Origin of the sequence: Rehaibacterium terrae (assembly GCF_014202935.1) — a bacterium.
Taxonomy (GTDB): Bacteria; Pseudomonadota; Gammaproteobacteria; order Xanthomonadales; family Xanthomonadaceae; genus Rehaibacterium; species Rehaibacterium terrae.
Map to the genome: position 1 here is coordinate 1 of NZ_JACHHX010000015.1, position 25055 is coordinate 25055.

Consider the following 25055-nt stretch of genomic DNA (forward strand, 5'->3'; position numbering starts at 1 on the left):
TCTCTTTGGTCACTTTCTCTTGGGCAAGCAAGAGAAAGTGACCCGGCCGCCGGCAGGCGGACGGAACATCCGGCGCGTAGCGCCGGCCAGATCGCTACAAACCCGCAGGCGGACGGAACCCCCGGCCCGAAGGGCCGGCCAGTTAGCGAGATATCCACAGACGCACGAAACACCCGGCGCGCAGCGCCGGCACGGTCGCGAGAAACCCAAAGGCACGGAATGCCCGGCCCGAAAGGTCGGCCAGATCGCGCAGGGCGGCGAGTCGCCTTCAGCCCGGCGGCCCCTCGACGTCGATGCCGTCGAAGGTCTCCACGCCGAACTCGGCGGCCAGTGCCTCCATCTGCTGATTGCGGTTGAACAGCGTTTCCGGGCGCAGCCGCTCGATGCGCTCCATGTGCAGGAAATAGCGCTTGTTGTCCTCGGTCGCGTACAGCTCGACGAAACGGTAGCCGTTGGCGGCGAGGTGGTCGGCCAGCGGCTTGAGGCGCTCGCGCGAGGTGTCGGTGAAGTAGTAGCCCCAGGTCAGCGGGCCGTCGACGTTCCAGTCGGTCTGCTCGCGCAGGTCGGCGAACAGGGCGCGGATGTCTTCGAGCGAATTCATGGCGCGTTCGCTCCGGGCGTCGTCTTCAGGGCAGTGGCAGGCGAGGCAGGCCGTGCTCGTCGCGTTCCTCGGGCACGGCCAGGTCCTGGATGCGTTCGCGCAGGCCGCGGCCCGGCAACTCGACGGCAGTCTCGGCGCGGCCGGCCCGGAGGGCGTTGGCGTAACACAGCCGGGCGCGCTGCTCGTCGCCCTGGGCGGCGAAACAGTGGCCGAGCTCTTCCCAGCCCTCGGCGCCGGCGCCCTGTGCGATGGCGCGGTGCAGGTAGTCTTCGGCCTTGCCCCACAGGCTTTCCTCGCGGCACAGCCGGCCCAGCGTCACCAGCAGCCCGGGGCTGGCCGGGTGCGTGCGAAGCCAGGCTTCGGCGCGGGTCAGCCGCGAGCCCTCGCGGCCGCGCGGGATCTGACCGTAGAGCAGGGCGAGGGTTTCCGACCAGTCCGAGCGCAGCGCCTGTTCGACCGCCTCGGCGGCGGCATCCTCCAGACCGAGCGCGACGGCACGCTGGGCATAGGCGGCGACCGCATCCGGGGTTTGTCGCAGGCTCGGCGGCAGGCCGTCCCAGCGGTCGGCGAGCACCCGGGCATCGTCGGCCTCGCGCAGGGCGGCCGCGGCGAGCCGGAGCTCCAGCGCAGCCAGTGCGTCCGGCGCCAGCGCGCGTGTGCGACGCAGGGCGCCGAGCAGGCCCCAGGCTTCGGCAGCGCGGCCGACGGCGAGCAGGGCCTCGCAGCGCACGACCAGGGCGCGCGGCGGCAGGGTGCCGGCGATGGCGTCGAGCTGCGCCAGTGCGTCGTCCGCGCGGCCCTGGCGCAGCAGGCGTTCGGCGCGGGCCAAGGCGACCACGGGCGGGACGGCGTCCCCGGTGGTGGCGGCCTGCAGCAGGCGCTCGCTCTCGGCCGGCTCGCCGTGTGCATCGCGGGCCTGTGCGGCGGCCAGCAGCGCGGGCAGGCGCAGCGTGCGGGCGGCCTCGGCGCCGCGTTCGAGCAGCCTGGCGGCGCGCTCCCAGCGGCCTTCGTGCAGGGCCAGCAGGCCGTCGGCCAGTTGCGTCCGGGCGCGGCGATCGCGCAGCCGGCGCCAGGCGCGGAACGGCATCAGCAGCAGCTGCGCGAGCAGCCACACGGCGGCCATCGCCAGCAGCAGCAGGCCGACCGCGATCGGCACGTTGGTGCTGTAGTCGACGCCGTGGAAGCGGACGAAGACCTGGCCAGGGTCGGCGGCGAGCAGTTGCCAGGCGAGCGCGCCGAGCACCGCCAGGGCCAGCCAGAGCAGCAGTTGCCGGAAGACGCTCATGCGCCGCTCTCCCGCCGTGTGCCGCGGTTGCCGCGCTGCTGGCGCAACTGCTCGAGGGTGCTGCCGAGCACTGGCAGGTCGAGCTCCAGGGCGCGGCCCCGCAGCGCCTGCAGGCGCTGCAGGCGATCGTCGCGCGCCGGGCTGGGCGGGTACAGCCGCGGCAGCCAGGCCAGGATCCGGGCCAGCGCGGCGTCGAAGCCGTTGCGGTCGCGCCGCTCCAGCGCGCCACGGGCCAGCGCGAGTTCGAGCCGCAGTGCGGTCAGGCCGAGATCGCGATCGCCCGGGGCGAGCAGATCGGCATCGCCGCTCGGGCGGACCTCGACCAGGCGCGAGATCAGCCGAGCGACGCCGGAAGGCTCGGTCTGCGGCGCGGGCGTGGCGAGCGGGAGGCTGTCGAGCGCGGCCTCGAGTGCGTCGAGCTCGCCGGCGGCGCGCAGGCGCGGATCCTCGGGCAGGGCGCGCAGCGCGGCCAGTTCCTGCGCCAGGGTCTGGCGCAGGCTGATGTAGGCGGGATCGTCGAGGCCGGCGAGCGCATTCTCGGCGAGCGCGTAGGCGCGCAGCGCGGCGGCGGCGTCGCCGGCCAGTTGCAGGCGTTGCAGGCCGATGGCGAGCAGCAGCTCGGCTTCGTCCAGGCGCAAGGCGTGGTCGCCGCGCGGCAGGGGATCGGCGAGGCGGGCGACCGACTCCTCCAGCAGCGCAGCACGCTCGCCGATGCCGAGCACCTCGTCGCGCAGCACGCGCTGGGTGGCGGCGTTGTCGGCCACGCGGCGGTCGAGCTGGCCCAGGCGCTGGCGCAGGCCGTCGAGCTCGCGCTCGATGGCGGCGAGGCGGTCGTCGAGCGGCGAGGGTTCCACCTGTTCGGCGCTGCCGGTCCACCACGCGGACAGGCGCGGTGCAAACTGCCAGGCGGCCAGCGCGGCGGCCGCCAGCGCCAGGGCGGCCAACAGCCAGGCACCGCCGGGGCGCGATCGGGGAGGAGTGGCGTCGGTGTCGGTCACGGCAAGGGGCAGGGTGTGATTTTTTTCGCCATGCTACCCAAACGCCGTCGTTGCGGCATGCGCGGCCAAGCGTTCGAGCAGCGCGCGCGGGCGTGCGCTGTCAGCGACCAGCACACGGCGCAGGCCGTGCCCACGCAGCATGGCGGCGAGCCGCTCGCTGCTGGCGACGAACACGGCCGTGGCGAGCGTCCGCTGCTGACGGGCATCCAGCTGCGACCAGAAGCCGGCGAAGGCTTCGCCGCTGCTGACCAGCACCGCCCGTGGCGGCGGCAGCGCCGCCAGCCGTGCCCGCGTGGCGGCGGTCAGGCGCACCGCTTCGCGGCGGTACACGCGCGCCACCCGCACGCGGGCGCCGCGGCGGGTGAGGGTGGCGGCGATCGTGCCGCGCCCGCCGGGTGCGGTGACCAGGCCGACATCAAGGCCCGCGACGCTGTCCAGGCCGGGCAGGGCGAGCAGGCCTTCCGAATCCATCCGCGTCGGCGCCATGACCCCGGCGACGCCGGCACGCCGCAGCGCTGCGGCCGTGCCGGCGCCGACCGCATACCAGCGTGCGCCGGCGCGCGGCCCCAGCCGGGCTTGCGCGGCGGCGAAGCGCACCGCCGCCGGGCTGGTGAAGATCACCCGCGGCGCGGCAAGCGCGGCGGCGAGCGCGCCGTCGTCGGGTACGGCGGCCAGCCGCAGCGGCGAGCAGGCGAACAGGCGCGCGCCGTGCGCGGCGGCCGCGCGCCGGGGCGCCGCGTGCTGGCCGACCGGCCGCAGCGAGATCACGTACCATCCCGTCAGCCGCGCGGATTTGCGTCTGGAATCCATCGCGCCAGCTTCGCATACCGTTTCCGGACTGCCCATGACTCACGCCGCGACCGACGCCCTGCTCGCCGAACTGGCCGCGCATTACGACGGCATGCCGCCGACCCGTGCGATGGGCGTGCGCGTGCTCGGTTACGACGGCCAGACGCTGCGCCTGTCGGCGCCGCTGGCGCGCAACGTCAACGACAAGGGCTGCGCCTTCGGCGGCAGTCTGGCCGGGCTGATGACGCTGGCCGCCTGGGGGCTGGCGACGCTCAAGCTCGGCGAGGCCGGGCAGCATGCCGAGGTCTATGTGGCCGACAGCCAGGTGCGTTACCTGGCGCCGCTGTATGACGAGCTGGTCGCCGAGGCGCGGCTGGCCGCGGGCGAGTCATGGGACGATTTCCTCGCCGCCTACGCCGCACGTGGCCGGGCGCGCGCCACACTCAGCGCCTGCGTGCGCCTGCCCGGCGGCGGCGAGGCCGCCAGTTTCACCGGCCGCTTCGCCGCGCTGGCGCCCAAGGCCCGGTGACGGCGGCGATCCGGATGGGCAAGAATGCGGCCATGACCATGACGATGCGACTGCAGCGCCTGCTCCCGATCGCCCTCGTGCTCCTGCTGGCCGCCTGTGCCAGCGAAGGCGTGCGCCAGCGCACCCTCGACTCCACCCTGTACCAGTACGCCGGCGCGGTGCGCTGGGGCGGACTGGACCAGATCTGGGGCTACGTCGACCCCAAGCTGCGCGAGGAAAAGCCATTGACCGCGCTGGAAATGGAGCGGCTCGGCCTGTTCCGGGTGACCGGCTACCAGGTGGTCAGCAGCAGCGAGACCGCCGAGGGCAACATCGTGCGCCTGGCGCAGATCGGCGTGGTCAACCGCCACACCCAGGCCGAGCGCGTGATCGGCCACCGCGAGGAATGGCGCTGGGATGCCGAGGCCAAGCGCTGGTGGCTGATCAGCGGCGTGCCGGAGATCGGCGGCGGGCGCTGAGCGCCGCATCATCGAAGCCGAGAGCAGCATGGGCCCCGGCTTGTGCCGGGATGACGAGGCACAGATGCTCTCTCCCGGCTCCCGGCTCCCGGCTCCCGGCTCCCGGCTCCCGGTTTCTTTGCGCCATCCGCCCGCCTGCGCGACAATCGCCGCCCCCACGCTGCCAAGCCCCCACGGAGCCGCCGTGCTCGAACGCCTGCCCGAATTCATCGGCAACCATCCGATCCTCAGTCTCGCCTTCGTCGGCCTCACCGTCGCCATCATCGCGATGGAGATCGCGCGCCTGACGCGCCCGTTCAAGGCGGTCACGCCGGCCCAGCTCACCCAGTTGATCAACCGCGAGAACGCGCTGGTGATCGATGTCAGCGCCATCGCCGACTTCGAGAAGGGCCACATCCTCGGAGCCAGGCACGTGGCGATGAGCCAGTTCGATCCGGAGAACAAGGTGCTGGCCAAGGTGAAGGACTTGCCGGTGGCGGTGGTCTGCCGCAACGGCCTGACCTCGAGCGACGCCGCCAAGCGCCTGGCCAAGGCCGGCTTCACCAAGGTCTACTGGCTCGATGGTGGCCTGGCCGCCTGGCAGCAGGCCGAGCTGCCGCTGGCCAAGGGCCGCGGCTGAGCGCCGATTCCGCGTCCCGGGCTTGATTTTGCCGCCCCGGGCCCGCATGGGATAATCACGAGCTTTCCCCTTACATCCACCCCCGGAGTCATTCCATGGCCGACGAGACCACCAACGGCGCCGCCGCCGCTGCCGACAACACCGCCGCGCAGGGCGCCCAGTTCACGATCCAGAAGATCTATCTCAAGGACGTCTCGTTCGAGGCCCCGAATGCACCGGCGATCTTCACCGAGCAGAACGTCCAGCCGCAGCTCAACCTCAACCTCAGCCAGTCGGTCACCGGCCTGGCCCAGGATGTGTTCGAGGTCGTGCTCAGCCTGACCCTGACCTGCACGGTGGGCGACAAGACCGCCTACCTCGTCGAGGTCAAGCAGGCCGGCATCTTCGGCCTGCAGGGCTTCGACGCCCCGACCCTGGACGGCATGCTGGGCACCTACTGCCCGAACGTGCTGTTCCCCTACGCCCGCCAGACGATCAGCGACCTGGTGCAGGGCGGCGGCTTCCCGCCGTTCTATCTGCAGCCGATCAACTTCGAGGCGCTGTACGCCGAGGGTCTGCGCCGGCGCGCCGAGCAGCTGCAGGCCGAGCAGCAGCCGCCGGCCGGCAACGCCTGAGCCGACCATCCGGGGCCGCGTGCGTGAGCCGGTGGGCATGAGTACCGCCGATCTGCGCGTCGCCGTGCTCGGCGCGGGTTCCTGGGGTACCGCGCTGGCGGCGCTGATCGCCCGCAACGGGCATCCGTGCGTGTTGTGGGGCCGCGATGCCGTGCAGGCCGCGGCCATCCGCGAACGGCACGAGAGCCCACGCTACCTGCCGGGCATCGCCCTGCCCGAGTCGCTCGAAGCCACCACCGAACTCGCCGAGGCCGTGCGTGACGCCGACCTGCTGCTGGTGGCGACGCCGAGCCATGCCTTCGCCGGCACCGTCCGCGCGATCGCGCCCCTGCGCAAGGCCGGAGTGGGGGTGGCCTGGGCCACCAAGGGCTTCGAGCCTGGCTCGGGCCGCTTCCTGCACGAGGTCGCCGCCGAGGCGCTCGGCGCCGGTGTCCCCCTGGCCGTGGTCACCGGCCCGTCGTTCGCCAGAGAGGTCGCACAGGGCCTGCCGACCGCGGTCACCGTGCACTCGGACGACGATGCCTTCGCGCAGGCCGTCGCCGGCGTGCTGCACGGCCCGACCTTCCGCGCCTACACCGGCAACGACCTGCTCGGCGCCGAGCTCGGCGGCGCGATGAAGAACGTGCTGGCGGTCGCCACCGGTGTCGCCGACGGCATGGGCCTGGGCCTCAACGCCCGCGCCGGCCTGATCACCCGCGGCCTGAACGAGATGCTGCGCCTGAACGCCGCCCTCGGTGGCCGCGCCGAGACGCTGATGGGCCTGGCCGGCCTGGGCGATCTCGTGCTCACCTGCACCGGCGACCTGTCGCGCAACCGCCGGCTCGGCCTGGCGCTCGGCCGCGGCCAGTCGATCAGGGAGGCGGTCGCCGCGATCGGCCAGGTGGTCGAGAGCACCCAGACCGCCGACGAGGTGATGCGGCTGGCCGACCGTCACGGCGTCGAACTGCCGATTTCCTCGCTGGTGCAGCGCGTCCTGCGGGAGGAGATCACGCCCACCGAGGGCCTGCATCTGCTGCTTTCGCGCGAGCAGAAGCCGGAGTATCCGCAGGACCTGCTCCGCCTCTGAGCGGTCCGGGCGTGGCGGATGCACAAACAAAAAGCCCGGCACGGCCGGGCTTTTTGCTGTCGCCGGTGTCGAGCATCAGAAGCTGATGCGCGGACCGATGAAGTATTCCTGGTCACCGTCGACGAACTTGACGTCCGCCACCAGACCGAAGTTCGGGGTGAACTTGTACTGGGCGCCGACGCGGCCGTAGAACTCGCTGTCGATGTCGTCGCCGTTCTCGTAGCCGGCGAAGATGTAGCCTTCGAAGTTCGGCGTCAGCATGCCGCGCACGCCGACCTCGGTGAACCAGCCGTCCAGGCTGCTGAAACCGCTCACCTTGGCGCGCTGGTAGGCGACGCGGGCGACCAGGTCGGCGTTCTGGCCGAGGCTGTGGTTGTAGCCGACGCCCAGGTTCCAGTAGTCGATGTCGATGTTGCTGCGCGACACGTCGTACTGGGTGTAGCCGCCGAAGGCGTGGAAGTTGGAACCCAGGGCCACGGAGCCCTTCAGGCCCCAGCCGTCGACCTTCGGGCTGCCGCTGACGCGGCTGTAGCCGCCCTCGATGTAGTTGTAGGACAGCTCGCTCGCCTGGGCGGCGAAGGGCAGGGCGGCGGTGAGCGCCAGGGCCAGCAGAGTACGCTTCATGGGTAACCTCGTTGGTTTTGTCGTAGGGACCGCCCGGGGGCAGTGCGGCGCAGTATTCCAACGCTTGTTTAACGGCGTGCTGAACACGCGCGCCGCGTTGCCCGGCGCGGTTGGGCGGTATTCAGCCTGGCGGCCGTGCGGCCCGGGCCGCGTTCAGCCGGCGCCGGCGAAATCGTGCTGCCGCCAGGCCTCGTAGACCACCACCGCCACGGCGTTGGAGAGGTTGAGGCTGCGGTTGCCCGGCCGCATCGGCAGGCGCAGGCGCTGCGCGGGCGGAACCGCGGTGAGTACGTCCTCGGGCAGGCCGCGGGTTTCCGGGCCGAACAGCAGGCTGTCGTTGGCCCGCCAGGCGACGCGGTCGTAGCGCTCGCAGCCGCGCGTGCTGAGCGCGAACAGGCGGCTGTCGCCGATCGCCGCCAGGCAGGCGGACAGATCGTCGTGCACGGCCAGTGTGGCGTACTCGTGGTAGTCGAGTCCGGCCCGGCGCAGGCGCTTGTCGTCCAGCGCGAAGCCCAGCGGCCGGACCAGGTGCAGACGGGCGCCACTGTTGGCGCACAGCCGGATGACGTTGCCCGTGTTGGGCGGAATCTCGGGCCGGAACAGGATGACGTTGAACATGCGCGCATTATCCGGTGCGCGCGGGTGGCGCGTCGCCTCAGGTGCGCGGACAGGCCGCCGCGCGCGCACGTGCCGGGAGCGGCAGGTCGGCCGGGGTGCTGATCAGCCAGCGGGCGGGAGCGCTGCGAGGGACGTCATCCGTGCAGGCCGGCGCCGGTTCGGCGGTGAGTTCGGCGCCGTCGAGCAGGCGCTGGACGGCGGACTCGATCGACGTCGGCGGACCGGGGCGGTGGCCGAGCACGCTGTGCGCGAGCAGCATCAGGCCGAGCAACGGCAGGGCGAACAGGCCGCGCAGCAATTGGGTCTTGAGCAACATGGCGAGAATCCGGGATCGGCTTGGTTCCATGGGATAGGATGCAGAACCCATGCCATTGGTTACATCGTTGATTCAAAAGAAGATCTCCCGCGCGCGGGGTGTCCGGAAGCGGACGCGCGTCCGGCTTCGGACAGCTACGGCTCAGCCACAGGTGCGCAGGGGCTCGCGCCGGGCCCGCTCGACTTCGGCCTGGGTCACGGCCGTCGGCGTGTCCGGGAAATCGATCCGCGCCATCCATTGCCGGCCTTGCCCGTCGCGCAGATTGCTCAGGCCCTCGTAGCGCCGCAGCCGGCGCCCGTCACGGGTGTAGGCGACGTCGATGTGCGGCGCGATCCAGCCGAGCATGCCGCCGAGCCTGAGCCGGAACAGCTCGGCCGGCCGTGCGTCGATGTCGACCCGGCCCTGGTGGCGAACCCGGAACGCGAGCGCCTGACCGCGCGCCGGAATGGCGAAGCGCAGCGTCACCGTTTCGCCAGCCAGCAGCCGGTCCCACTCGCGACGGATGAACTCGTCGAAGCCGGCATCGGCGACCAGTTCGGCCGCCGCGGCGAGCCGGGCGCGGCGCTCGCCGTCGCCGGCCGGGTCGTACGCGAACAGCTCGACGCCGTCGTCCTGCCAGCGCAGCCCTTCGCGGTAGCCGTCGCGCCCGTCCTCCAGCACGAAGGCCGGGGCGACCGGCGAGGGCGCGTAGTCGATCCGCTTGCGTGCGAACGGCAGCCCGTCCGGGCAACGGTAGATCACCCAGCGTTCGCGCAGGCTGTCACCATCGAAGCGCTGCAGGTGCTGCTCGACGTAGAGCAGGCGGCCGTCTTCAGGCGCGTGGGCCTTGCCGCTGTAGGTCTGCCAGCCGGCCCAGGCCGGCGTGGCCAGCAACAGCAGCGGCAGTGCCAGCCGCATCACCACGGGATGTCCTCGCCGTCGCGGTCGACGAAGCGCCCGCTGTCGGCCGGGCCGGCGCGATCCAGCAGCCTCAGCAGCGCGGCGGCGGCATCCTCCGGCGACGTCGGTGCGTTCTCGCCGCCCATGTCGGTGCGGATCCAGCCCGGGCTGACGGCGAGCACGATGATGCCTTGCGGTGCCAGCGCCTGGGCCAGCTCGCGGGTGGCCATGTTCAGCGCCGCTTTCGAAATGGCATAGCTCGGCGAGCGGAACTCGCGCACGCCGCTGAGCGAGGCCATGGCGCTGCCGAGATTGAGCACGGTGGCGCGATCGCCTTTCGCCAGCAGTGGCGCCAGCGCCTGGGTGAGCAGGAACGGCGCCATCGCGTTGACGCGGAAGCTGTGGTCGAGCGTATCCGCCTCCACCGCGCCGAAACGCTCGCCCGAGGGCAGCACGCCCGCGTTGTTGATCAGCAGCTCCAGGCCGTCGAAGACCAGCGCCGCCTCGCGGGCGAGCTCGGCGATGCTGGCCGGCTTGGCCAGATCGGCCTGCAGCACATGCAGATGGCCCGGGTGCGCGGCGGCCAGCTGGGTGAGCGCGTTGGCGCGGCCGGGGTGACGGCAGGCGGCGGCGACGCGATCGCCGCGGGCGAGCAACCGCCGCACGAAGGCCAGCCCGAGACCGCGGTTGGCGCCGGTGACCAGGACGCGTTTCATGACCTCACCTGCAGGTGTCGTGGGCCATCTTGGCGGGTGCCGCAGTGTACGGCCTGTCAACGAATGGCAGGTGGCCGATCCTGCCCGCGCTGCTAGGATGCCGGTTCGCGGTCGCGCCGACCGCCATCGACCAAACCAGGGAGACGGTATGACCCACGCCTTTCGATCCTTCCGCGCGCCCGTCCTGGGCCTGGCCCTCGCCGCCGTGCTGGCGCCGCGCCTGGCCGCCGCCGACGGCATCGACATCCCTTACGAGGAATTCACCCTGCCCAACGGCCTGCGGGTGATCGTGCACGAGGACCGCAAGGCGCCGATCGTCGCGGTCAATGTCTGGTACCACGTCGGCTCCAAGGACGAGAAGCCCGGCAAGACCGGTTTCGCCCACCTGTTCGAGCACCTGATGTTCCAGGGCTCGGAGAACTACCGGGGCGAGTATTTCGCGCCGTTCGAGCGGGTCGGCGCCACCGGCATGAACGGCACCACCAACACCGACCGCACCAACTACTTCCAGAACGTGCCGACCACGGCGCTGGACATGGCGCTGTGGATGGAATCCGACCGCATGGGGCACTTCCTCGGCGCGGTCACCCAGGAGCTGCTCGACGAGCAGCGTGGCGTGGTGCAGAACGAGAAGCGCCAGGGCGAGAACCAGCCCTACGGCCGGGTCTGGGAGGCGTTGAGCGCGGCCAGCTATCCCGCCGGCCATCCGTACAGCTGGACCACCATCGGTTCGATGGAAGACCTGGAAGCGGCCTCGCTCGACGACGTGAAGGAATGGTTCAAGACCTGGTACGGCCCCAACAATGCCGTGCTGGTGCTGGCCGGCGACATCGACGTGGCGACGGCGAAGGACAAGGTCACCCGCTATTTCGGCGACATCCCGGCCGGCCCGCCGCTGACCCGCAAGAACGCCTGGGTGGCGGCGCGCCAGGAGTCCACCCGCGAGACCATGTACGACCGCGTGCCGCAGGCGCGCATCTACCGGGTGTGGAACGTGGCCGAGTACGGTCAGCCCGACATGGACCGTCTGCAACTGTTCGCGCGCGTGCTCGGCGGCAGCGCCTCCTCGCGGCTCGACCGGCGCCTGGTGCACGAGCTGCAGTGGGTCGACAACATCACCGCGCAGGCCTGGCCGCAGGAGTTGTCGGGCAACTTCATCATCGTGGCCACCGTCAAGCAGGGCGTCGATCCGGCCAAGGTCGAGGCGGTCATCGAGGAGGAGCTGGGCCGGCTCATCGCCCAAGGGCCGACCGCGCAGGAGCTCGAGCGCGCGCGCACCGTGTTCAAGGCCGCCTTCGTGCGCGGCATCGAGCGGGTCGGCGGCTTCGGCGGCAAGTCCGACGTGCTGGCCGAGTGCGCCGTGTTCACCGGCAACCCCGGCTGCTTCCGCGACAGACTGGCGCGGCTCGAGCGCGCCACCCCGGCGGAGGTGCGCGAGGCCGCCGCGCGCTGGCTCGCCCGCGGCGACCACACCCTGACCGTGCTGCCGTTCCCGAGCTACTCGACCGTCGCCAGCGACGTCGACCGGTCCAAGGGCGTGCCGCCGGTCGACGAGTTCCCCGACGTGACCTTCCCGGCGCTGCAGCGCGCCACCCTGGCCAACGGCATGCAGCTGATTCTGGCCGAGCGCCGCGAGATTCCTGTGGTGCAGATCAGCATGGAGTTCGCCGGCGGCTATGCCGCCGATGCCGGCCGCAAGCTCGGCACGTCGAGCTTCACCATGGCCATGCTCGACGAAGGCGCCGGCCGCTACTCGGCGCTGGAGCTGGCCGCCGCCACCGAGTCGCTGGGTGCCAACATCGGCAGTGGCGCCAGCCTCGACGCGGCCAGCGTCAGCCTGTCCGCGCTCAAGGAGAAACTCGAGCCCTCGCTGGCGCTGTTCGCCGACGTGGTGCGCCGCCCGCGCTTCGACCCCGCCGAGATCGAGCGCGTGCGCAAGCAGTGGCTGGCCGGCATCGCCCAGGAAAAAGCGCGACCGAACACAATCGGCTTCCGCCTGCTGCCGCCGCTGCTGTACGGCGAGGGGCACCCTTACGCGATCCCGTTCACCGGCAGCGGCAGCGAGGCCTCGGTCACGGCCCTGACCCGTGAGGAGCTGGTCGCCTGGCATCGCGACTGGCTGCGTCCGGACAACGCCACCGTGATCGTGGTCGGCGACACCACGCTCGACGAGATCGTGCCGCTGCTGAACAAGCACTTCGGCGACTGGAAGGCGCCGGCCACGCCGCTGCCGGTGCGGGAGATCCCGCGCGCCGAGCGGCCGACGCAGTCGCGCGTGTTCCTGGTCCACCAGCCCGGCGCGATCCAGGCCAACATCCTGGTCGGCCAGCTGGTCAATTCGACCATGGACGAGCAGGCGCTCGACTTCGACATCGCCAACGGCGTGTTCGGCGGCACCTTCACCTCGCGCATCAACATGAACCTGCGCGAGGAGAAGAGCTGGTCCTACGGTGCCTTCAGCTCGGCCTCGGGTGCCAAGGGTCAGCGCCCCTGGATCGTCTCGGCGCCCGTGCAGATCGACCGCACCATCGATGCCATCGGCGAGATCCAGCGCGAGATCGCCGAATTCGCCCGCGGCATCCGTCCGGCCAGCGAGGACGAGGTCGACAAGATCAAGGCCCGCAACATCCGTGCCATGCCGGGCGCCTACGAAACCGCCAGCGCCGTGCTCGGCACCATCAGCGGCATCGTCCGCTACGGTCGCCCGGACGACTATGTGCGCCAACTGCAGGAACGCACCGAGGCGATGACCGTCGAGGCCGTGCGGGCCGCCGCCGGCCTGCTCGACCCGGATGCCCTGACCTGGGTCATCGTCGGCGACCTCGGCAAGATCGAGCAGCCGATTCGCGAGCTCGGCCTGGGCGAGGTCCGGGTGATGGACGCCGACGGCAACCTGCTGCGCTGAATGGCGGGAAGCTGAACAGCCGTGGGCCGCGCTGCCCGCATGGCCTGTTCAGTGACGATGGGCGGGGCGACAATCCCGCCCATCGTCGTTCATGCCCCGAGGATCGCCACGATGCGCCAGTTCCTGATTGCCGCCGCCCTCACCGTCCCCGCCCTGCTCGCCGGCTGCGTCTGGGTGAAGATGGCCCCGGGCGCGCAGACCGTGCGGGTCGTTCCGGCCGGGCAGGAACTGACCGCCTGCCAGCGGCGCGGCGAGATCGCCGTCTCGGTCAAGGACAGCGTCGCCTTCTACCAACGCAACCACCTCAAGGTGCGCGACGAGCTGGAGACCCTGGCCCGCAACGAGGCGGTCGGCCTGGGTGCCGACACCATCCAGCCCCGGACCGAGCCGCGCGAGGGCGAGCAGCGCTTTGTCGCCTACAGCTGCGGGACTGCCGCCCCGGTCGCGCGCGGCGCACGCGACGGCACGCCCCGCGCCGGCGAGGCGGAGACCTTTCCGATCGACGAGCGCTGAACGGGTTCCGTCTCGCGCTCCGTGAGACGCACGGGTGCGGCAGGGGGTGGAAGCGGGTAACATCCGACGGCTTACACTTCCAAACCCGACCGTACGCCCATGCTGTTCCAGCACGTTTCGATCGCCGGCCTGGCGCACATCGACGCCCCGCGCACGCTGACCTCCGCGGAGATCAACGCGCGCCTGAAGCCGACCCTCGACCGCCTGAAGATCCGCGTCGACGTCCTGCAGGATATCGCCGGCATCTACGCACGCCGCCTCTGGGACGACGACATGCAGGCCTCCGATGCCGCCACCCTGGCCGCCGAGAAGGCCCTGGCCGACGCCGGCGTGCCGCGCGAGAAGATCGGCCTGCTGGTCAACACGTCGGTCAGCCGCGACTACCTGGAGCCGTCCACCGCCAGCATCGTCTCCGGCAACCTCGGCCTGTCCGAGCATTGCCAGAACTTCGACCTGGCCAATGCCTGCCTGGCCTTCCTGAACGGCATGGACGTCGCCAGCCGCATGATCGAGCGCGGCGAGATCGACTACGCCCTGGTGGTCGACGGCGAGACCGCCAACCTCGCCTACGAGAAGACCCTGGAGCGCATGAGCGCCCCGGACATCACCGAGGAAGCGTTCCGCAACGAACTGGCCACGCTCACCCTGGGCTGCGGCGCCGCCGCCATGGTGCTGGCGCGCAGCGAGCTGGTGCCGGAGGCGCCGCGCTACAAGGGCGGCGTCACCCGCGCCGCGACCAAGTGGAACGGCCTGTGCCGCGGCAACCTCGACCGCATGGTCACCGACACCAAGATGCTGCTGATCGAAGGCGTCAAGCTGGCCCAGCTGACCTTCGCCGCCGCCAAGGCGGCGATGGGTTGGGTGGTGGATGAGCTGGACGAGTTCGTCATCCACCAGGTCAGCCGCGTCCATACCGAGGCCTTCATCAAGGCCTTCGGCATCGACCCGCGCAAGGTCCACACCATCTTCCCCGAGCACGGCAACATCGGCCCGGCCTCGGTGCCGATCGTGCTGAGCAAGCTGCGCGAGCTCGGCCGCCTCAAGAAGGGCAAGCGCGTCGCCCTGCTCGGCATCGGCTCGGGCCTGAACTGCTCGATGGCCGAAGTGGTCTGGTAAGCCGCGGGGTGCGCCCCGCATTCCCGTGGCATGGGCCGGTATTCCCGGCCCATGCCGTTTCCGGCGCCCGCATGCCGGCATGGTTGATTCCGCGATGAGCTATCCCGACTACCCCTTCACCGGCCACCGCTTCGAAGTGCGCCCCGGCATCGGCATGCACTACCTCGACGAGGGGCAGGGCGACCCGGTGCTGATGCTGCACGGCAACCCGTCGTGGAGTTACTACTGGCGAAAACTGGTGCTCGGCCTGCGCGAGCGCTACCGCTGCGTCGTGCCCGACCATGTCGGCATGGGCCTGTCGGACAAGCCGGACGACAGGCGGTACCGCTACACCCTGCAAAGCCGCATCGATGACCTCGCGACGCTGATCGACCGCCTCGACCTCGGCGGGCGCATCACCCTGGCCGTGCACGACTGGGGCGGCATGATCGGTTTCGGTTGGGCGCTGCAGAATCCCGCGCGGGTGAAGCGGCTGGTGATCCTCAACACCGCCGCGTTCCCGCTGCCGGGCGACAAGCCGATGCCCTGGCAACTCAAGATCGGCCGCGACTACAACCTTGGCGCGCTGGCGATCCGCGGCTTCAACGCCTTTGCCGCCGGCGCGGCGCGCTTCGGGGTCGCGCGGCCGATGCCGGCCGACGTGCGTCGCGCCTACACCGCGCCCTACGACTCCTGGCGCAACCGCATCGCCACCTTGCGCTTCGTGCAGGACATCCCGCTGTCGCCGCGCGACCGCGCCTGGAAGCTGGTGGAGGAGGCCGGCAGGCGCCTGCCCGAATTCGCCGACCGCCCCGCCTTCATCGGCTGGGGGCTGAAGGATTTCGTCTTCGACAAGCACTTCCTCGATGGTTTCACCCGCGCGTTGCCGCGGGCCGAGGTGCATGCCTTCGAGGATGCCGGCCACTATGTGCTGGAGGACAAGGCCGAGACGCTGGTGCCGGCGATCCGCGAATTCCTCGACCGGCATCCGGTCGGCGCAGAGCCTGGATGAGAAACGAGGAGTGAGAAACGAGGGGACGGTCGACCGTTGCCGCACGAGGGCGTGCCGCTGCTTTCCCTTGTTGCTCACGCCTGTTCACTCGTTTCTGATCGCTCCTGCCGGCCCCCTACAATCGCCCGATGACCGAACCCTGCAACATCGCCGCGATCCTGCCGCGCCTTGCCGCCGAGGCGCCCGAGCGCATCGCCATGCGCTGCCCCGGCACGCGCGGCGGCGACGGGCTGGCGCGCTACGACCTCACGCTGACCTACGGCGAGCTCGATGCGCGCTCGGACGCCATCGCCGCCGGCCTGGCGAAGCACGGCATCGGTCGCGGCAGCCGCACGGTGGTGATGGTGCGGCCGGGTCCCGAGTTCTTCCTGCTGATGTTCGCGCTGTTCAAGGCCGGCGCGGTGCCGGTGCTGGTCGATCCGGGCATCGACAAGCGCGCGCTCAAGCAATGCCTGGACGAGGCGCGGCCGGAAGCCTTCGTCGGCATTCCGCTGGCGCAGTTGGCGCGGTTGCTGCTCGGCTGGGGGCGCGGCCATGTGCGCCGCGTCGTCACCGTCGGTGCGCGCTGGGGCTGGGGCGGGGCGACGCTGGCGCAGGTCGAGCATGACGGCGCGGGCGCCGGCCCGCAGCTCGCCGCCACCGCGCCGGACGAGATCGCCGCGATCCTGTTCACCTCCGGCTCCACCGGCGTGCCCAAGGGCGTGGTGTACCGGCATCGTCATTTCGTCGCCCAGATCGACATGCTGCGCGAGGCCTTCGGCATGCGGCCCGGCGGGGTGGACCTGCCCACGTTTCCGCCGTTCGCGCTGTTCGACCCGGCGCTGGGCCTGACCAGCATCATCCCCGACATGGATCCGACCCGGCCGGCGAAGGCCGACCCGCGCAAGCTGGTCGATGCCATCGCCCGCTTCGGCGTGACGCAGTTGTTCGGCTCGCCGGCGCTGATCGACGTGCTGGCGCGGCACGGCGCAAAGCTGCCGACGGTGAGGCGGGTGACCTCGGCCGGCGCGCCGGTGCCGCCGGCGGCGGTGGCGCGGATGCGCGCGCTGCTGCCGGACGACGCGCAGCTGTGGACGCCCTACGGTGCCACCGAATGCCTGCCGGTGGCGGTGATCGAGGGGCGCGAACTGCAGGGCACGCGCGAGGCCACCGAGCGCGGTGCCGGCACCTGCGTCGGCCGGCCGGTGCCGCCGAACGTGGTCCGCATCATCCGCATCGCCGACGCGGCGATCGCCGACTGGAGTGACGACCTGGTCGTGCCGGATGGCGAGGTCGGCGAGATCACCGTCGCCGGCCCGACCGCGACCGACGAATACTTCCGCCGCCCCGAGGCCACCGCGCTGGCCAAGATCCGCGAGCGCCTGCCCGGGGGCGGCGAGCGCATCGTCCACCGCATGGGCGACCTCGGCTGGTTCGATGCGCAGGGCCGGCTGTGGTTCTGCGGGCGCAAGTCGCATCGCGTCGAGACTGCGCAGGGCGCGCTGTACACCGAGCAGGTCGAGCCGGTGTTCAACACCCATCCGCAGGTGCGCCGCACGGCGCTGGTCGGCGTCGGCCGGCGCGGCGCGCAGCGTGCCGTGCTCTGCGTCGAGCTGCACCGCAAGGCCACGCGCCGCGAGCGCGACCGCATCGAGGGCGAGCTGCTGCGACTCGGCGGCAGCTATCCGCACACCGCGCGAGTCGAGCGCATCCTGTTCCACCGCGGATTTCCCGTGGACATCCGTCACAACGCCAAGATCGGCCGCGAGAAGCTGGCCGCATGGGCGGCGAAGAAACTCGGAGCGAAGGCATGAAGATTCTGGTGACCGGCGGCGGGGGCTTTCTCGGGCAGGCGATCTGCCGCCTGCTGGTGGCGCGCGGCTACGATGTGGCGAGCTTCAATCGCGGCCATTATCCGGCGCTGGACGCGCTCGGCGTCGAACAGATCCGCGGCGATCTCGCCGACGCCGACGCGGTACGGCGCGCCTGCGAAGGCCGCGACGCGGTGTTCCACAACGCCGCCAAGGCCGGCGCCTGGGGGCCCTACGAGGACTACCACCGCGCCAACGTGATCGGCACGCAGAACGTGCTCGCCGCCTGCCGCGCGCATGGCATCGCCAAGCTCGTCTACACCTCGACGCCGAGTGTGACCCACCGCGCCACGCATCCGGTCGAGGGCGGCAACGAGGCCGATACGCCCTACGGCACCGGCTTCAAGGCCGCCTATCCGGAGACCAAGGCCATCGCCGAGAAGGCCGTGCTCGCCGCCAACGACGCCACGCTCGCCACCGTGGCGCTGCGCCCGCGGCTGATCTGGGGTCCCGGCGACAACCAGTTGCTGCCGCGGCTGGTGGCGCGCGCCAGGGCCGGCCGGCTGCGCTTCGTCGATGGCGGCCACAACCTGATCGACACCACCTACATCGACAACGCCGCGCAGGCGCATGTCGATGCCTTCGACCACCTGTGGCCGGGCAGCGCCTGCGCCGGCAAGCCGTATTTCATCTCCAACGGCGAGCCGCGCCCCTTGCGCGAGATCGTCAACGCCCTGCTGTGCGCGGCCGGCGCGCCGCAGGTGCACGGCTCGATCCCGTTCCGCGTCGCCTACGCCGCCGGCGCCACGCTGGAAACGCTCTGGCGCACCCTGCGCCTGAAGGGCGAGCCGCCGATGACGCGCTTCCTCGCCGAGCAGCTCGCCACGCCGCACTGGTACGACATCTCGGCGGCCAGGCGCGACTTCGGCTACACGCCGCGCGTCAGCATCGACGAGGGGCTGCAACGGCTGGCGGCATGGTGGCGAAGCCGGGAAGTGTAGGTCCCGAGTCCCGGCTTCAACCGCACCCGGCTCCTCTAGAATGCACGGATGACCGCTCGACCCGCCTCGCCGCTGGATGCCCTCAAGCCGCTCGCCGGCCGCGCGCTGGAAGCCGCGCTCAACCGCGTGCTCGCGCTCGATCCCGACACCCACGCCGCGCTGGCGGCGCTGGAGGGGCGGCGCATCGCCCTGGCTGTCGAGGCGCCTCCGCTGGCGCTGGAGATCACCGTCCACGCCGGCCGCCTGGCGGTCGGCCCGGTACGTGGCGAACACGAGCCGGACCTGTCGGTGCGTGGCACGCTCGGCGGCCTGATCGCGCAACTGCCGTTCCTGCGCGCGCAGGGCGGGCCGCCGGTCGGCAAGGTGCGCATCGCCGGCGATGCCGAACTGGCGCGGCGGCTGCAGAAACTGGCGAAGGACTTCGCGCCGGACTGGGACAAGCCCTTCGCCGACCTGTTCGGCGAGGTCGTCGGCATGCAGCTCGCCCGCGCCGTGCGCGGCGCGCTGGCGGCTGGACTGTCCGGCGCCAGGGCGCTGGCGCGCGACACCGCCGACTACCTCAGCGAGGAGTCGCGGCTGGTGGCCTCGAAGGTGGAGCTCGAACAGTTCCACGACGAGGTCGACGCGGTGCGTGAGCGGGCCGAGCGGCTTGCGGTCCGCATCCAGCGTCTGCAGGCGCGTCTGCCGGAGTCGGGAGCATGAATGCGCTGCTGCGCGCCACGCGCATCCTGCGGGTGTTGCTGCGCTACCGCCTCGACGCCCTGCTCGAAGGCACCGGCGTCGAGCGCCACGCGCGGCTGCTGCGGCCGTTCGTGCCACGCGCCAGCGGCGAGGTCGCCGCGCTCTCGCGCGGCGCGCGCCTGCGCCTGGCACTGCAGGACCTGGGGCCGATCTTCGTCAAGTTCGGCCAGATCCTCTCCACCCGACGCGATCTCATCCCGCAGGACATCGCCGACGAGCTGTCGCTGCTGCAGGACCGGGTCGCGCCGTTCGACGGCGCGCAGGCGCGCGCCATCGTCGAGGCCGAGCTGGGGCGGCCGGTCGACGCGCTGTATGCCGAATTCGACCTGACCCCGCTGGCTTCGGCCTCGATCGCGCAGGTGCATCCGGCGCGGCTGCGCCATGCCGATGGCAGCCACGGTCGCGAGGTGGTGGTCAAGGTGCTGCGCCCCGGCGTCGATGCCCAGATCGCCGCCGATCTGGGCCTGCTGCGGACGCTGGCCGAGCTGGTCGACCGCCACCATCCGCGTGCCGACAAGATCCGTCCGCTCGACGTGGTGGCCGAGATCGAGTCCACGCTGCGCAACGAGCTCGACCTGCAGCGCGAGGGCGCCAACGCCAGCCTGCTGCGCCGCCACTGGCTCGACTCCGACGACCTGTACGTGCCGGAAGTGTTCTGGGACCACACCGCGCAGCGGGTGCTGACGCTGGAGCGCGTGCACGGCATCCCGTCCGACGACATCGCCGCGCTCGACGCCGCCGGCATCGACCGCCGTGAACTGGCGCGCAAGGGCGTGCGGGTGTTCTACACCCAGGTGTTCCGCGACAACTTCTTCCATGCCGACGCCCACGCCGGCAACATCTGGGTCGACATGGATCCCGCGCGCCGCGCCAACCCGCGCTTCATCGCGCTGGACTTCGGGATCATGGGCCAGCTCGCGCCGCGCGACCAGTACTACCTGGCCGAGAACTTCATGGCGATGTTCACCCAGGACTACCGGCGCATCGCCGAGCTGCACATCGAGGCCGGCTGGATGCCGGCGCACATCCGCATCGACGAGCTGGAAGCCGCCGTGCGCGGCGTGTGCGAGCCCTACTTCACCCGGCCGCTGAGCGAGATCTCGCTGGCCGAGGTGCTGGCCAAGCTGTTCCGCACCGCCCAGCAGTACGAGCTGACCATCCAGCCGCAGCTGATCCTGCTGCAGAAGACCCTGCTCAACATCGAGGGCGTCGGCCGCCTGCTCGATCCGAAGCTGGACATCTGGGCGGTGGCCAGGCCGGTGCTGGAGGGGATCCTGCGCAGGCGCTACAGCCCGCGCCAACTGCTGCGCGAGTTCCGCAAGCGCGTGCCCGAGCTGGTCACCCACGCCCCGGAGATGCCGCGCCTGCTGCACGACTGGCTGCAGCAGCAGGTCAGCGGCGGCCACACCCTGCAGATGCACTCCGAAGAGCTCAAGACCATCGCGCAAGTCGCGCTGGTGGCGCAGCGGCACGTGGTCTACGCCATCCTTGGCGCCGGCCTGCTGGTGGCCGGGGCGGTGATGTACGGCCTGGACGTGCCGGGCCCGCACTGGTGGGGGGTGCCGGTGCCGGCCTGGGTCGCCGCACTGGGCGCCGCCCTGAGCTTCTTCGCCGCCTGGCCGCGGCGGCGGTGATACGGAAGCCGGAGATCGGGAATCGGAAACGGGCCGCGCGGCTGCGCCGCACCCGATCGGATGCGGCGGCCGCGCTTGCGGCATGCGCGACGTAACGAGATGCTCCTCCCGATTCCCGATTCCCGATTCCCGATTCCCGATTCCCGATTCCCGATTCCCGATTCCCGATTCCCGATTCCCGATTCCCAGGCCATGCCCCTCGCCATCCTCTACCGCGACGACCGCTTCGCCGTGGTGAACAAGCCGGCCGGCCTGATGGTGCACGACAGCAAGCTGGCACGGGGCGAGACCGAGTTCGCCGCCGACGCGCTGCGCGCGCAGTTCGGCGGCCCGATCCATCTCGTCCACCGGCTCGACCGCGCCACCAGCGGCTGCCTGCTGGTCGCCTTCGACCGCGACGCCGCCTCGGCGCTGGGCAAGGCGGTGATGTCGCGTGAAATGGGGAAGGACTACCTCGCCGTCTGCCGCGGCTGGCCCGAGCCCCCGCACGGGCTGATCGACCACCCGCTCGACGGCGGCCCCGGCAAGCCTGACAAGAGGCCTGCCGTCACTGCCTATCGCACGCTCGCCACCGGCGAGCTGCCGCTGCCTTGCGCCGGCTTTCCGACCGCGCGTTTCTCCCTGCTGCTGTGCTCGCCGCAGACCGGCCGCTTCCGCCAGATCCGCCGCCACCTCAAGCACCTGCGCCACCCCCTGGTCGGCGACACCAGCCACGGTGACGGCCAGCGCAACCGCATGTTCCGCAGTGAGCTGGGCGTGCACCGCATGCTGCTGCATGCCTGGCGGCTGCGCTTCACGCACCCGTTCACCGGCGAGGGCATCGTCGCCCACGCGCCGCTCGACGCCGACTTCCACCGCGTGTTAGAGCGCTTCGGGTGGACCCAGGCCGTGCAGCGCTTGGCGCACTGAGCGGAGGGTGTGCTCAGCCGTCACGGCAGGGTACCGCCGGCGCGGCGCCCATGCTTGACGGCTTCGGCTGCGCTTGTAGTAGCTTCAAGCCCTGGCATGGAGGCATCCACGCGCTCCCATGCGTTTGCCTGCACGGAAGGAGGTGACGATGGAAAACGCGCGATTGCGGTCGCGGGAAAAGGCCGTGGCCAAGGTGACTGCGCTGGTCTGGATGGCGCTGGCGGCCTGCTTTGCGAGGTGTCCGAGGCGCAGTCCGTGATGGAGCCGATCGAAGTGGTCGGCACGGCGCCCGCCACCGGAGGGCTCCTGATCCTCTGCTACAGCCCCGCTTGCATGGGGATCGTGACCGCGGAGCAGGCCATGGCCCGCGTCGATGCGGTCCTGGAAGACGAGATCGAAATCGACAAGGACCGGTTCTGCAAGAACTTGCGAAGGGCTCGTCCCCGGGGATGCAGCTACCACTCGCCGCCGTCGGTGCCGCGCCTGGACCCCGGCTGGGTGGGCAACGGCTGCGGCGATGGCTCCTGGCGCACCAGGGCGGCGGAATTTCTGCTCGGTTTAATCGTCGATGGATACACCGGCGACCTCAACAACCCGCTGCCCGGGGTGTCCTTTTTCGGGGTCTGTCAGGCGCATGACTACTGTTACGGTATTGGCGCTGACAGAGGTCGGTGCGATAGGGAGTTCGTCGAAAGCCTCGGTGATACCTGCCAGCGCTCCGCTGGCAGCTATTTGAGCAGTTGCCTTTTGCTGGCGGGTGCGTACGGCAGTGCTGTCGAGAGGTACGGACGGAGCGCCTGCGACGCCGCCCAGAGCCAGCGTGCCTGTGCGCTCTGGGCGCTGGAGATGAGGGTCAATCAATGTCCAGCCAACTGATGCTTCGATCGCTCCTGGCCGCCGTGCTCGTCCTGTCCTGCATCGGCTGCAGCGAGTCGGACCGGCGTGCGCACGAGCGCGCAGGCCCGGCCTCCGACCACCCGCCCGGGCCCGTCGCTGTGGCTGTGCCTCCCGAGCCTTCGCCTGAGCCGGACGCAGGCACACCGCCTGCGCTGGAGCCCGCGGCCCCGGCGGTGCTGCCGGCCAATGCCGAGGAAATGCTGTCCCGGCTCTCGGCGGGCGACCGCGAGCGGGTGCTGGACTTCTATCGCGGCTACGGCGGTGCGGTGCTGGATTTCCACAATGCGGACATGTACGCGTGGATGGCGCGGAACGATTACCCGCTGCCGGAGGACATCCTCACGGCGACCTACCTCAGCGACCAGGAGCTTGAGGCGCGCTACCGGCGCGGGGACATCAAGGCCGGGTATTTTCTGCTGGACCGGATGGCCCGCGCGATCGAGCAGGGCGAGGAGGACACGTTCCAAGGCTATCTGCTGGCCGAGGAGCTGACCACGTACGGGGGGCCTTTCTCCGGCTATGCCTATTACCGCTACCAGATGGCGCGGGGGCAGGTGATAGATGCTTGGGCGGGGCTCGCCTGGGCACACTATCTGGGCGACAAGAGGGCGTCGCGGGAATGGTCACGCCAATACGACAGGCATCAGGGGCCGGAAACGGAGCGCGATGCCATCAGCGTGATGCTGCGGTTCCAGTACCTGCTGGTGCGCGCCACCGGGCTTAATCCTGCCCAGCTCCAGCGCAAGGATTCATTGATTATCGAGTGGCGCTGATCGCTCCATCTGTCGGGCAGGGATGGCCGGGCGACGGGCGAGGTGTGCAGGCGCTGGCTGTCCACGCGGCTCTTGGGGAACCTCTGAACAAATTCGGAGGTTCCGCGCGCCAAGGATGGCGCGCCCGCGGATCAAGCACGCAAGCGCTCGATCCGGCGGAGCTGAGTCCGGACATGCGCCGGACTCGGCGAGTCCGGGCAGGTCCAGGATGGATTTGCTCAACCATCCCGCTTCGCGCCCGCAACCACTCTCGAGTCTGATCCCTCGCGATGCGATGGAGGGTGGACGATGGCCGGTGCGAATGGCAGAAGCATCGGCCTGCCCGGCCTCACCGCGACGATGGCTGGGGTCCGGCGCTTTTTCCCGTCCCGGCACCGCCTGCAGGGAGCGGGATCGGTCGGCCCGGATCGGTTCGCCGGCGGTCTGCAACTGGCCGCGGTTTCGGTCTGATCGTCATGTGGAGGAACTACCCGGCCATGACCAAGCCTTGCGAGCGTGCCGCTATGTGGCCTGGCGGGGAGAACCAGTGGTCGCCCAGCCACCCGGCCGGCCGCAGGATCCCCGCGCGGCGGTCGATCGATACAATAGGGCGCTCCACTGGCTGATGGCCGACGCTGCGCCTCGCCCATGCTGCGCATCTCCCCCCAACTGGCGATTCCCGAGGAAGAGCTGGTCGAGCGCTTCGTCCGCGCGGCCGGGCCCGGCGGGCAGAACGTCAACAAGGTCGCCACCGCGGTGGAGCTGCGCTTCGACGTCGCCAATTCCGCCGCGCTGCCCGAAACGCTCCGGCTGCGCCTGCTCGCCCGTCGCGACCGCCGGCTCAGCGACAAGGGCGTGCTGGTGATCAGCGCGCAGCGCTTCCGCACCCGGGAGCGCAACCGCGAGGATGCGCGCGAGCGCCTCGCGGGCGTGCTGCGCGCGGCCCTGGTGGTGCCGAACAAGCGCATCGCCACCCGTCCGACCAAGGGGTCGCAGGAGCGTCGCCTCGCCAGCAAGCGCGAGCGCGCCCAGGTCAAACGGCAGCGCGACGCGCGCACTTGGGATCGCGATTGATGGGGGCGGACATCCTGATCCCGCTGCCGCCCTCGGCGCCGCGCACCGGCCATGCCTTCGGCCGCTGGCTCGGCCGCACCGTGCTGCGGCTGGGCGGCTGGAAAGTGGTCGGTGAATTTCCCGACCTGCCCAAGCTGATGATCATCGCCGCCCCGCATTCCTCCGGCTGGGATGCGGTCTGGGGGCTGGCCGCCAAGCTGGCGCTCGGGGTCGACGTGAAGTTCATGGCCAAGGCCGAACTGTTCCGCGGCCCGCTGGGCTGGCTGCTGCGCCGGCTGGGCATCTTCCCGGTCGATCGGGCGGCCCCGGGCGGCATCGTCGGCGAGGTGGCGGCCAAGTACCGCCAGAGCGAGCGTCTGTGGCTGGGTGTCGCCCCGGAGGGCACGCGCCGCCGCGTCGAGCGCTGGAAGAGCGGCTTCTGGCGGATCGCCCGCGAGGCTGGCGTGCCGGTGCTGTGCGCCTATTTCCATTATCCCGAGAAGACCATCGGCGTGGGGGCGCTGTTCGAGCTCGGCGATGACCTCGAGGCCGACATGGCCCGCATCCGGGCCTGGTATCGGCCCTGGGTGGGCAAGCATCGCGGCACGATCTGACGTATTGCGTCATGTGAACCCGGTAAC

At 71.0% G+C, this 25055-nt stretch carries 27 protein-coding genes; 18 read left to right on the top strand and 9 right to left on the bottom strand.

Going from position 1 to position 25055, the window contains the following annotated elements; genetic code table 11:
- Positions 1-268: 268 nt before the first annotated feature.
- Genes HNQ58_RS10110 through HNQ58_RS10125 form a run of 4 tightly spaced genes read right to left on the bottom strand, consistent with a single transcriptional unit; the run spans position 269 to position 3694 of the window.
- Positions 269-601 carry a ribonuclease E inhibitor RraB gene (locus HNQ58_RS10110; protein ID WP_183948803.1) on the bottom strand — a complete coding sequence of 111 codons (333 nt, stop codon included), beginning with the start codon at positions 599-601 and terminating at the stop codon, positions 269-271.
- Between the two features lie 25 nt (positions 602-626).
- A complete protein-coding gene (locus HNQ58_RS10115; RefSeq protein ID WP_183948804.1) occupies positions 627-1886 on the bottom strand; it encodes a heme biosynthesis HemY N-terminal domain-containing protein in 1260 nt (419 codons plus the stop codon).
- A complete protein-coding gene (locus HNQ58_RS13635) occupies positions 1883-2884 on the bottom strand; it encodes a uroporphyrinogen-III C-methyltransferase (protein WP_183948805.1) in 1002 nt (333 codons plus the stop codon). The genes HNQ58_RS10115 and HNQ58_RS13635 overlap by 4 nt, the downstream gene beginning before the upstream one ends.
- A 33-nt stretch (positions 2885-2917) precedes the next feature.
- On the bottom strand, positions 2918-3694 hold the full coding sequence (locus HNQ58_RS10125; RefSeq protein WP_183948806.1) for a uroporphyrinogen-III synthase: 777 nt from the start codon (positions 3692-3694) through the stop codon (positions 2918-2920).
- A gap of 34 nt (positions 3695-3728) precedes the next feature.
- Here HNQ58_RS10125 and HNQ58_RS10130 point away from each other — a divergent pair, with 34 nt between their 5' ends.
- The 5 genes from HNQ58_RS10130 to HNQ58_RS10150 all read left to right on the top strand — a co-directional run bounded on the left by HNQ58_RS10130 (position 3729) and on the right by HNQ58_RS10150 (position 6959).
- A complete protein-coding gene (locus HNQ58_RS10130; protein ID WP_183948807.1) occupies positions 3729-4202 on the top strand; it encodes a YiiD C-terminal domain-containing protein in 474 nt (157 codons plus the stop codon).
- Between the two features lie 32 nt (positions 4203-4234).
- The gene (locus tag HNQ58_RS10135; RefSeq protein ID WP_183948808.1) at positions 4235-4660 is read left to right on the top strand and encodes a hypothetical protein; all 426 of its coding nucleotides are present in this window, start codon (positions 4235-4237) and stop codon (positions 4658-4660) included.
- A gap of 184 nt (positions 4661-4844) precedes the next feature.
- On the top strand, positions 4845-5279 hold the full coding sequence (locus tag HNQ58_RS10140) for a rhodanese-like domain-containing protein (RefSeq protein WP_343057280.1): 435 nt from the start codon (positions 4845-4847) through the stop codon (positions 5277-5279).
- A 95-nt stretch (positions 5280-5374) separates the two neighbouring features.
- Complete coding sequence (secB, locus tag HNQ58_RS10145) at positions 5375-5893, top strand: protein-export chaperone SecB (protein ID WP_183948810.1); 519 nt, start codon at positions 5375-5377, stop codon at positions 5891-5893.
- Between the two features lie 37 nt (positions 5894-5930).
- Positions 5931-6959: an NAD(P)H-dependent glycerol-3-phosphate dehydrogenase gene (locus HNQ58_RS10150; RefSeq protein WP_183948811.1), complete on the top strand. Its 1029-nt coding sequence runs from the start codon at positions 5931-5933 to the stop codon at positions 6957-6959.
- A gap of 75 nt (positions 6960-7034) precedes the next feature.
- On the opposite strand, the gene HNQ58_RS10155 is transcribed toward HNQ58_RS10150, so the two are convergent.
- From HNQ58_RS10155 to HNQ58_RS10175, 5 genes are all read right to left on the bottom strand, one after another.
- The gene (locus HNQ58_RS10155; RefSeq protein WP_183948812.1) at positions 7035-7583 is read right to left on the bottom strand and encodes a porin; all 549 of its coding nucleotides are present in this window, start codon (positions 7581-7583) and stop codon (positions 7035-7037) included.
- Between the two features lie 153 nt (positions 7584-7736).
- Complete coding sequence (locus HNQ58_RS10160) at positions 7737-8201, bottom strand: tRNA (cytidine(34)-2'-O)-methyltransferase (RefSeq protein WP_183948813.1); 465 nt, start codon at positions 8199-8201, stop codon at positions 7737-7739.
- Between the two features lie 37 nt (positions 8202-8238).
- Positions 8239-8517 carry a hypothetical protein gene (locus HNQ58_RS10165; protein ID WP_183948814.1) on the bottom strand — a complete coding sequence of 93 codons (279 nt, stop codon included), beginning with the start codon at positions 8515-8517 and terminating at the stop codon, positions 8239-8241.
- Between the two features lie 141 nt (positions 8518-8658).
- Complete coding sequence (locus HNQ58_RS10170; protein ID WP_183948815.1) at positions 8659-9414, bottom strand: hypothetical protein; 756 nt, start codon at positions 9412-9414, stop codon at positions 8659-8661.
- A complete protein-coding gene (locus HNQ58_RS10175; protein ID WP_183948816.1) occupies positions 9414-10112 on the bottom strand; it encodes an SDR family oxidoreductase in 699 nt (232 codons plus the stop codon). Before HNQ58_RS10175 ends, HNQ58_RS10170 begins: the two co-directional genes overlap by 1 nt.
- A 148-nt stretch (positions 10113-10260) precedes the next feature.
- Between HNQ58_RS10175 and HNQ58_RS10180 the strand changes: the two genes are divergently transcribed.
- The 13 genes from HNQ58_RS10180 to HNQ58_RS10240 all read left to right on the top strand — a co-directional run bounded on the left by HNQ58_RS10180 (position 10261) and on the right by HNQ58_RS10240 (position 25028).
- The gene (locus HNQ58_RS10180; RefSeq protein ID WP_183948817.1) at positions 10261-13017 is read left to right on the top strand and encodes a M16 family metallopeptidase; all 2757 of its coding nucleotides are present in this window, start codon (positions 10261-10263) and stop codon (positions 13015-13017) included.
- Positions 13018-13128: 111 nt separating this feature from the next.
- Positions 13129-13530: a DUF4156 domain-containing protein gene (locus HNQ58_RS10185; RefSeq protein WP_183948818.1), complete on the top strand. Its 402-nt coding sequence runs from the start codon at positions 13129-13131 to the stop codon at positions 13528-13530.
- 99 nt (positions 13531-13629) lie between these two features.
- Positions 13630-14646 (top strand): 3-oxoacyl-ACP synthase III, encoded by a 1017-nt coding sequence (locus HNQ58_RS10190; protein WP_183948819.1) that lies wholly within the window; start codon positions 13630-13632, stop codon positions 14644-14646.
- A gap of 94 nt (positions 14647-14740) precedes the next feature.
- Positions 14741-15637, top strand: coding sequence for an alpha/beta fold hydrolase (locus HNQ58_RS10195; protein WP_183948820.1), 897 nt, complete (start codon positions 14741-14743; stop codon positions 15635-15637).
- 128 nt (positions 15638-15765) lie between these two features.
- Positions 15766-17430, top strand: coding sequence for an olefin beta-lactone synthetase (oleC, locus tag HNQ58_RS10200; RefSeq protein WP_183948821.1), 1665 nt, complete (start codon positions 15766-15768; stop codon positions 17428-17430).
- On the top strand, positions 17427-18428 hold the full coding sequence (oleD, locus tag HNQ58_RS10205) for a 2-alkyl-3-oxoalkanoate reductase (protein WP_183948822.1): 1002 nt from the start codon (positions 17427-17429) through the stop codon (positions 18426-18428). The genes oleC and oleD overlap by 4 nt, the downstream gene beginning before the upstream one ends.
- Positions 18429-18476: 48 nt before the next feature.
- Complete coding sequence (locus HNQ58_RS10210) at positions 18477-19130, top strand: ubiquinone biosynthesis accessory factor UbiJ (protein WP_183948823.1); 654 nt, start codon at positions 18477-18479, stop codon at positions 19128-19130.
- Positions 19127-20803, top strand: a complete 1677-nt coding sequence (ubiB, locus tag HNQ58_RS10215) for a ubiquinone biosynthesis regulatory protein kinase UbiB (protein WP_183948824.1) — start codon at positions 19127-19129, stop codon at positions 20801-20803. The genes HNQ58_RS10210 and ubiB overlap by 4 nt, the downstream gene beginning before the upstream one ends.
- Positions 20804-20995: 192 nt before the next feature.
- Positions 20996-21712: a pseudouridine synthase gene (locus HNQ58_RS10220; RefSeq protein ID WP_183948825.1), complete on the top strand. Its 717-nt coding sequence runs from the start codon at positions 20996-20998 to the stop codon at positions 21710-21712.
- A gap of 96 nt (positions 21713-21808) precedes the next feature.
- A complete protein-coding gene (locus HNQ58_RS10225) occupies positions 21809-22588 on the top strand; it encodes a hypothetical protein (RefSeq protein WP_183948826.1) in 780 nt (259 codons plus the stop codon).
- Positions 22573-23382 carry a hypothetical protein gene (locus HNQ58_RS10230; RefSeq protein ID WP_183948827.1) on the top strand — a complete coding sequence of 270 codons (810 nt, stop codon included), beginning with the start codon at positions 22573-22575 and terminating at the stop codon, positions 23380-23382. Before HNQ58_RS10225 ends, HNQ58_RS10230 begins: the two co-directional genes overlap by 16 nt.
- A gap of 627 nt (positions 23383-24009) precedes the next feature.
- On the top strand, positions 24010-24435 hold the full coding sequence (arfB, locus tag HNQ58_RS10235; protein ID WP_183948828.1) for an alternative ribosome rescue aminoacyl-tRNA hydrolase ArfB: 426 nt from the start codon (positions 24010-24012) through the stop codon (positions 24433-24435).
- Positions 24435-25028 (top strand): lysophospholipid acyltransferase family protein, encoded by a 594-nt coding sequence (locus HNQ58_RS10240; protein WP_183948829.1) that lies wholly within the window; start codon positions 24435-24437, stop codon positions 25026-25028. Before arfB ends, HNQ58_RS10240 begins: the two co-directional genes overlap by 1 nt.
- Positions 25029-25055 lie beyond the last annotated feature (27 nt).

Excerpts from the sequence above, each read along its gene's own strand:
- HNQ58_RS10110 (WP_183948803.1), bottom strand. The coding sequence starts at position 601 with ATGAATTCGCTCGAAGACATCCGCGCCCTGTTCGCCGACCTGCGCGAG.
- HNQ58_RS10115 (WP_183948804.1), bottom strand. The coding sequence starts at position 1,886 with ATGAGCGTCTTCCGGCAACTGCTGCTCTGGCTGGCCCTGGCGGTGCTC.
- HNQ58_RS10125 (WP_183948806.1), bottom strand. The coding sequence starts at position 3,694 with ATGGATTCCAGACGCAAATCCGCGCGGCTGACGGGATGGTACGTGATC.
- HNQ58_RS10130 (WP_183948807.1), top strand. The coding sequence starts at position 3,729 with ATGACTCACGCCGCGACCGACGCCCTGCTCGCCGAACTGGCCGCGCAT.
- HNQ58_RS10135 (WP_183948808.1), top strand. The coding sequence starts at position 4,235 with ATGACCATGACGATGCGACTGCAGCGCCTGCTCCCGATCGCCCTCGTG.
- secB (WP_183948810.1), top strand. The coding sequence starts at position 5,375 with ATGGCCGACGAGACCACCAACGGCGCCGCCGCCGCTGCCGACAACACC.
- HNQ58_RS10150 (WP_183948811.1), top strand. The coding sequence starts at position 5,931 with ATGAGTACCGCCGATCTGCGCGTCGCCGTGCTCGGCGCGGGTTCCTGG.
- HNQ58_RS10155 (WP_183948812.1), bottom strand. The coding sequence starts at position 7,583 with ATGAAGCGTACTCTGCTGGCCCTGGCGCTCACCGCCGCCCTGCCCTTC.
- HNQ58_RS10160 (WP_183948813.1), bottom strand. The coding sequence starts at position 8,201 with ATGTTCAACGTCATCCTGTTCCGGCCCGAGATTCCGCCCAACACGGGC.
- HNQ58_RS10165 (WP_183948814.1), bottom strand. The coding sequence starts at position 8,517 with ATGTTGCTCAAGACCCAATTGCTGCGCGGCCTGTTCGCCCTGCCGTTG.
- HNQ58_RS10170 (WP_183948815.1), bottom strand. The coding sequence starts at position 9,414 with ATGCGGCTGGCACTGCCGCTGCTGTTGCTGGCCACGCCGGCCTGGGCC.
- HNQ58_RS10175 (WP_183948816.1), bottom strand. The coding sequence starts at position 10,112 with ATGAAACGCGTCCTGGTCACCGGCGCCAACCGCGGTCTCGGGCTGGCC.
- HNQ58_RS10180 (WP_183948817.1), top strand. The coding sequence starts at position 10,261 with ATGACCCACGCCTTTCGATCCTTCCGCGCGCCCGTCCTGGGCCTGGCC.
- HNQ58_RS10185 (WP_183948818.1), top strand. The coding sequence starts at position 13,129 with ATGCGCCAGTTCCTGATTGCCGCCGCCCTCACCGTCCCCGCCCTGCTC.
- HNQ58_RS10190 (WP_183948819.1), top strand. The coding sequence starts at position 13,630 with ATGCTGTTCCAGCACGTTTCGATCGCCGGCCTGGCGCACATCGACGCC.
- HNQ58_RS10195 (WP_183948820.1), top strand. The coding sequence starts at position 14,741 with ATGAGCTATCCCGACTACCCCTTCACCGGCCACCGCTTCGAAGTGCGC.
- oleC (WP_183948821.1), top strand. The coding sequence starts at position 15,766 with ATGACCGAACCCTGCAACATCGCCGCGATCCTGCCGCGCCTTGCCGCC.
- oleD (WP_183948822.1), top strand. The coding sequence starts at position 17,427 with ATGAAGATTCTGGTGACCGGCGGCGGGGGCTTTCTCGGGCAGGCGATC.
- HNQ58_RS10210 (WP_183948823.1), top strand. The coding sequence starts at position 18,477 with ATGACCGCTCGACCCGCCTCGCCGCTGGATGCCCTCAAGCCGCTCGCC.
- ubiB (WP_183948824.1), top strand. The coding sequence starts at position 19,127 with ATGAATGCGCTGCTGCGCGCCACGCGCATCCTGCGGGTGTTGCTGCGC.
- HNQ58_RS10220 (WP_183948825.1), top strand. The coding sequence starts at position 20,996 with ATGCCCCTCGCCATCCTCTACCGCGACGACCGCTTCGCCGTGGTGAAC.
- HNQ58_RS10225 (WP_183948826.1), top strand. The coding sequence starts at position 21,809 with ATGGAGGCATCCACGCGCTCCCATGCGTTTGCCTGCACGGAAGGAGGT.
- HNQ58_RS10230 (WP_183948827.1), top strand. The coding sequence starts at position 22,573 with ATGTCCAGCCAACTGATGCTTCGATCGCTCCTGGCCGCCGTGCTCGTC.
- arfB (WP_183948828.1), top strand. The coding sequence starts at position 24,010 with ATGCTGCGCATCTCCCCCCAACTGGCGATTCCCGAGGAAGAGCTGGTC.
- HNQ58_RS10240 (WP_183948829.1), top strand. The coding sequence starts at position 24,435 with ATGGGGGCGGACATCCTGATCCCGCTGCCGCCCTCGGCGCCGCGCACC.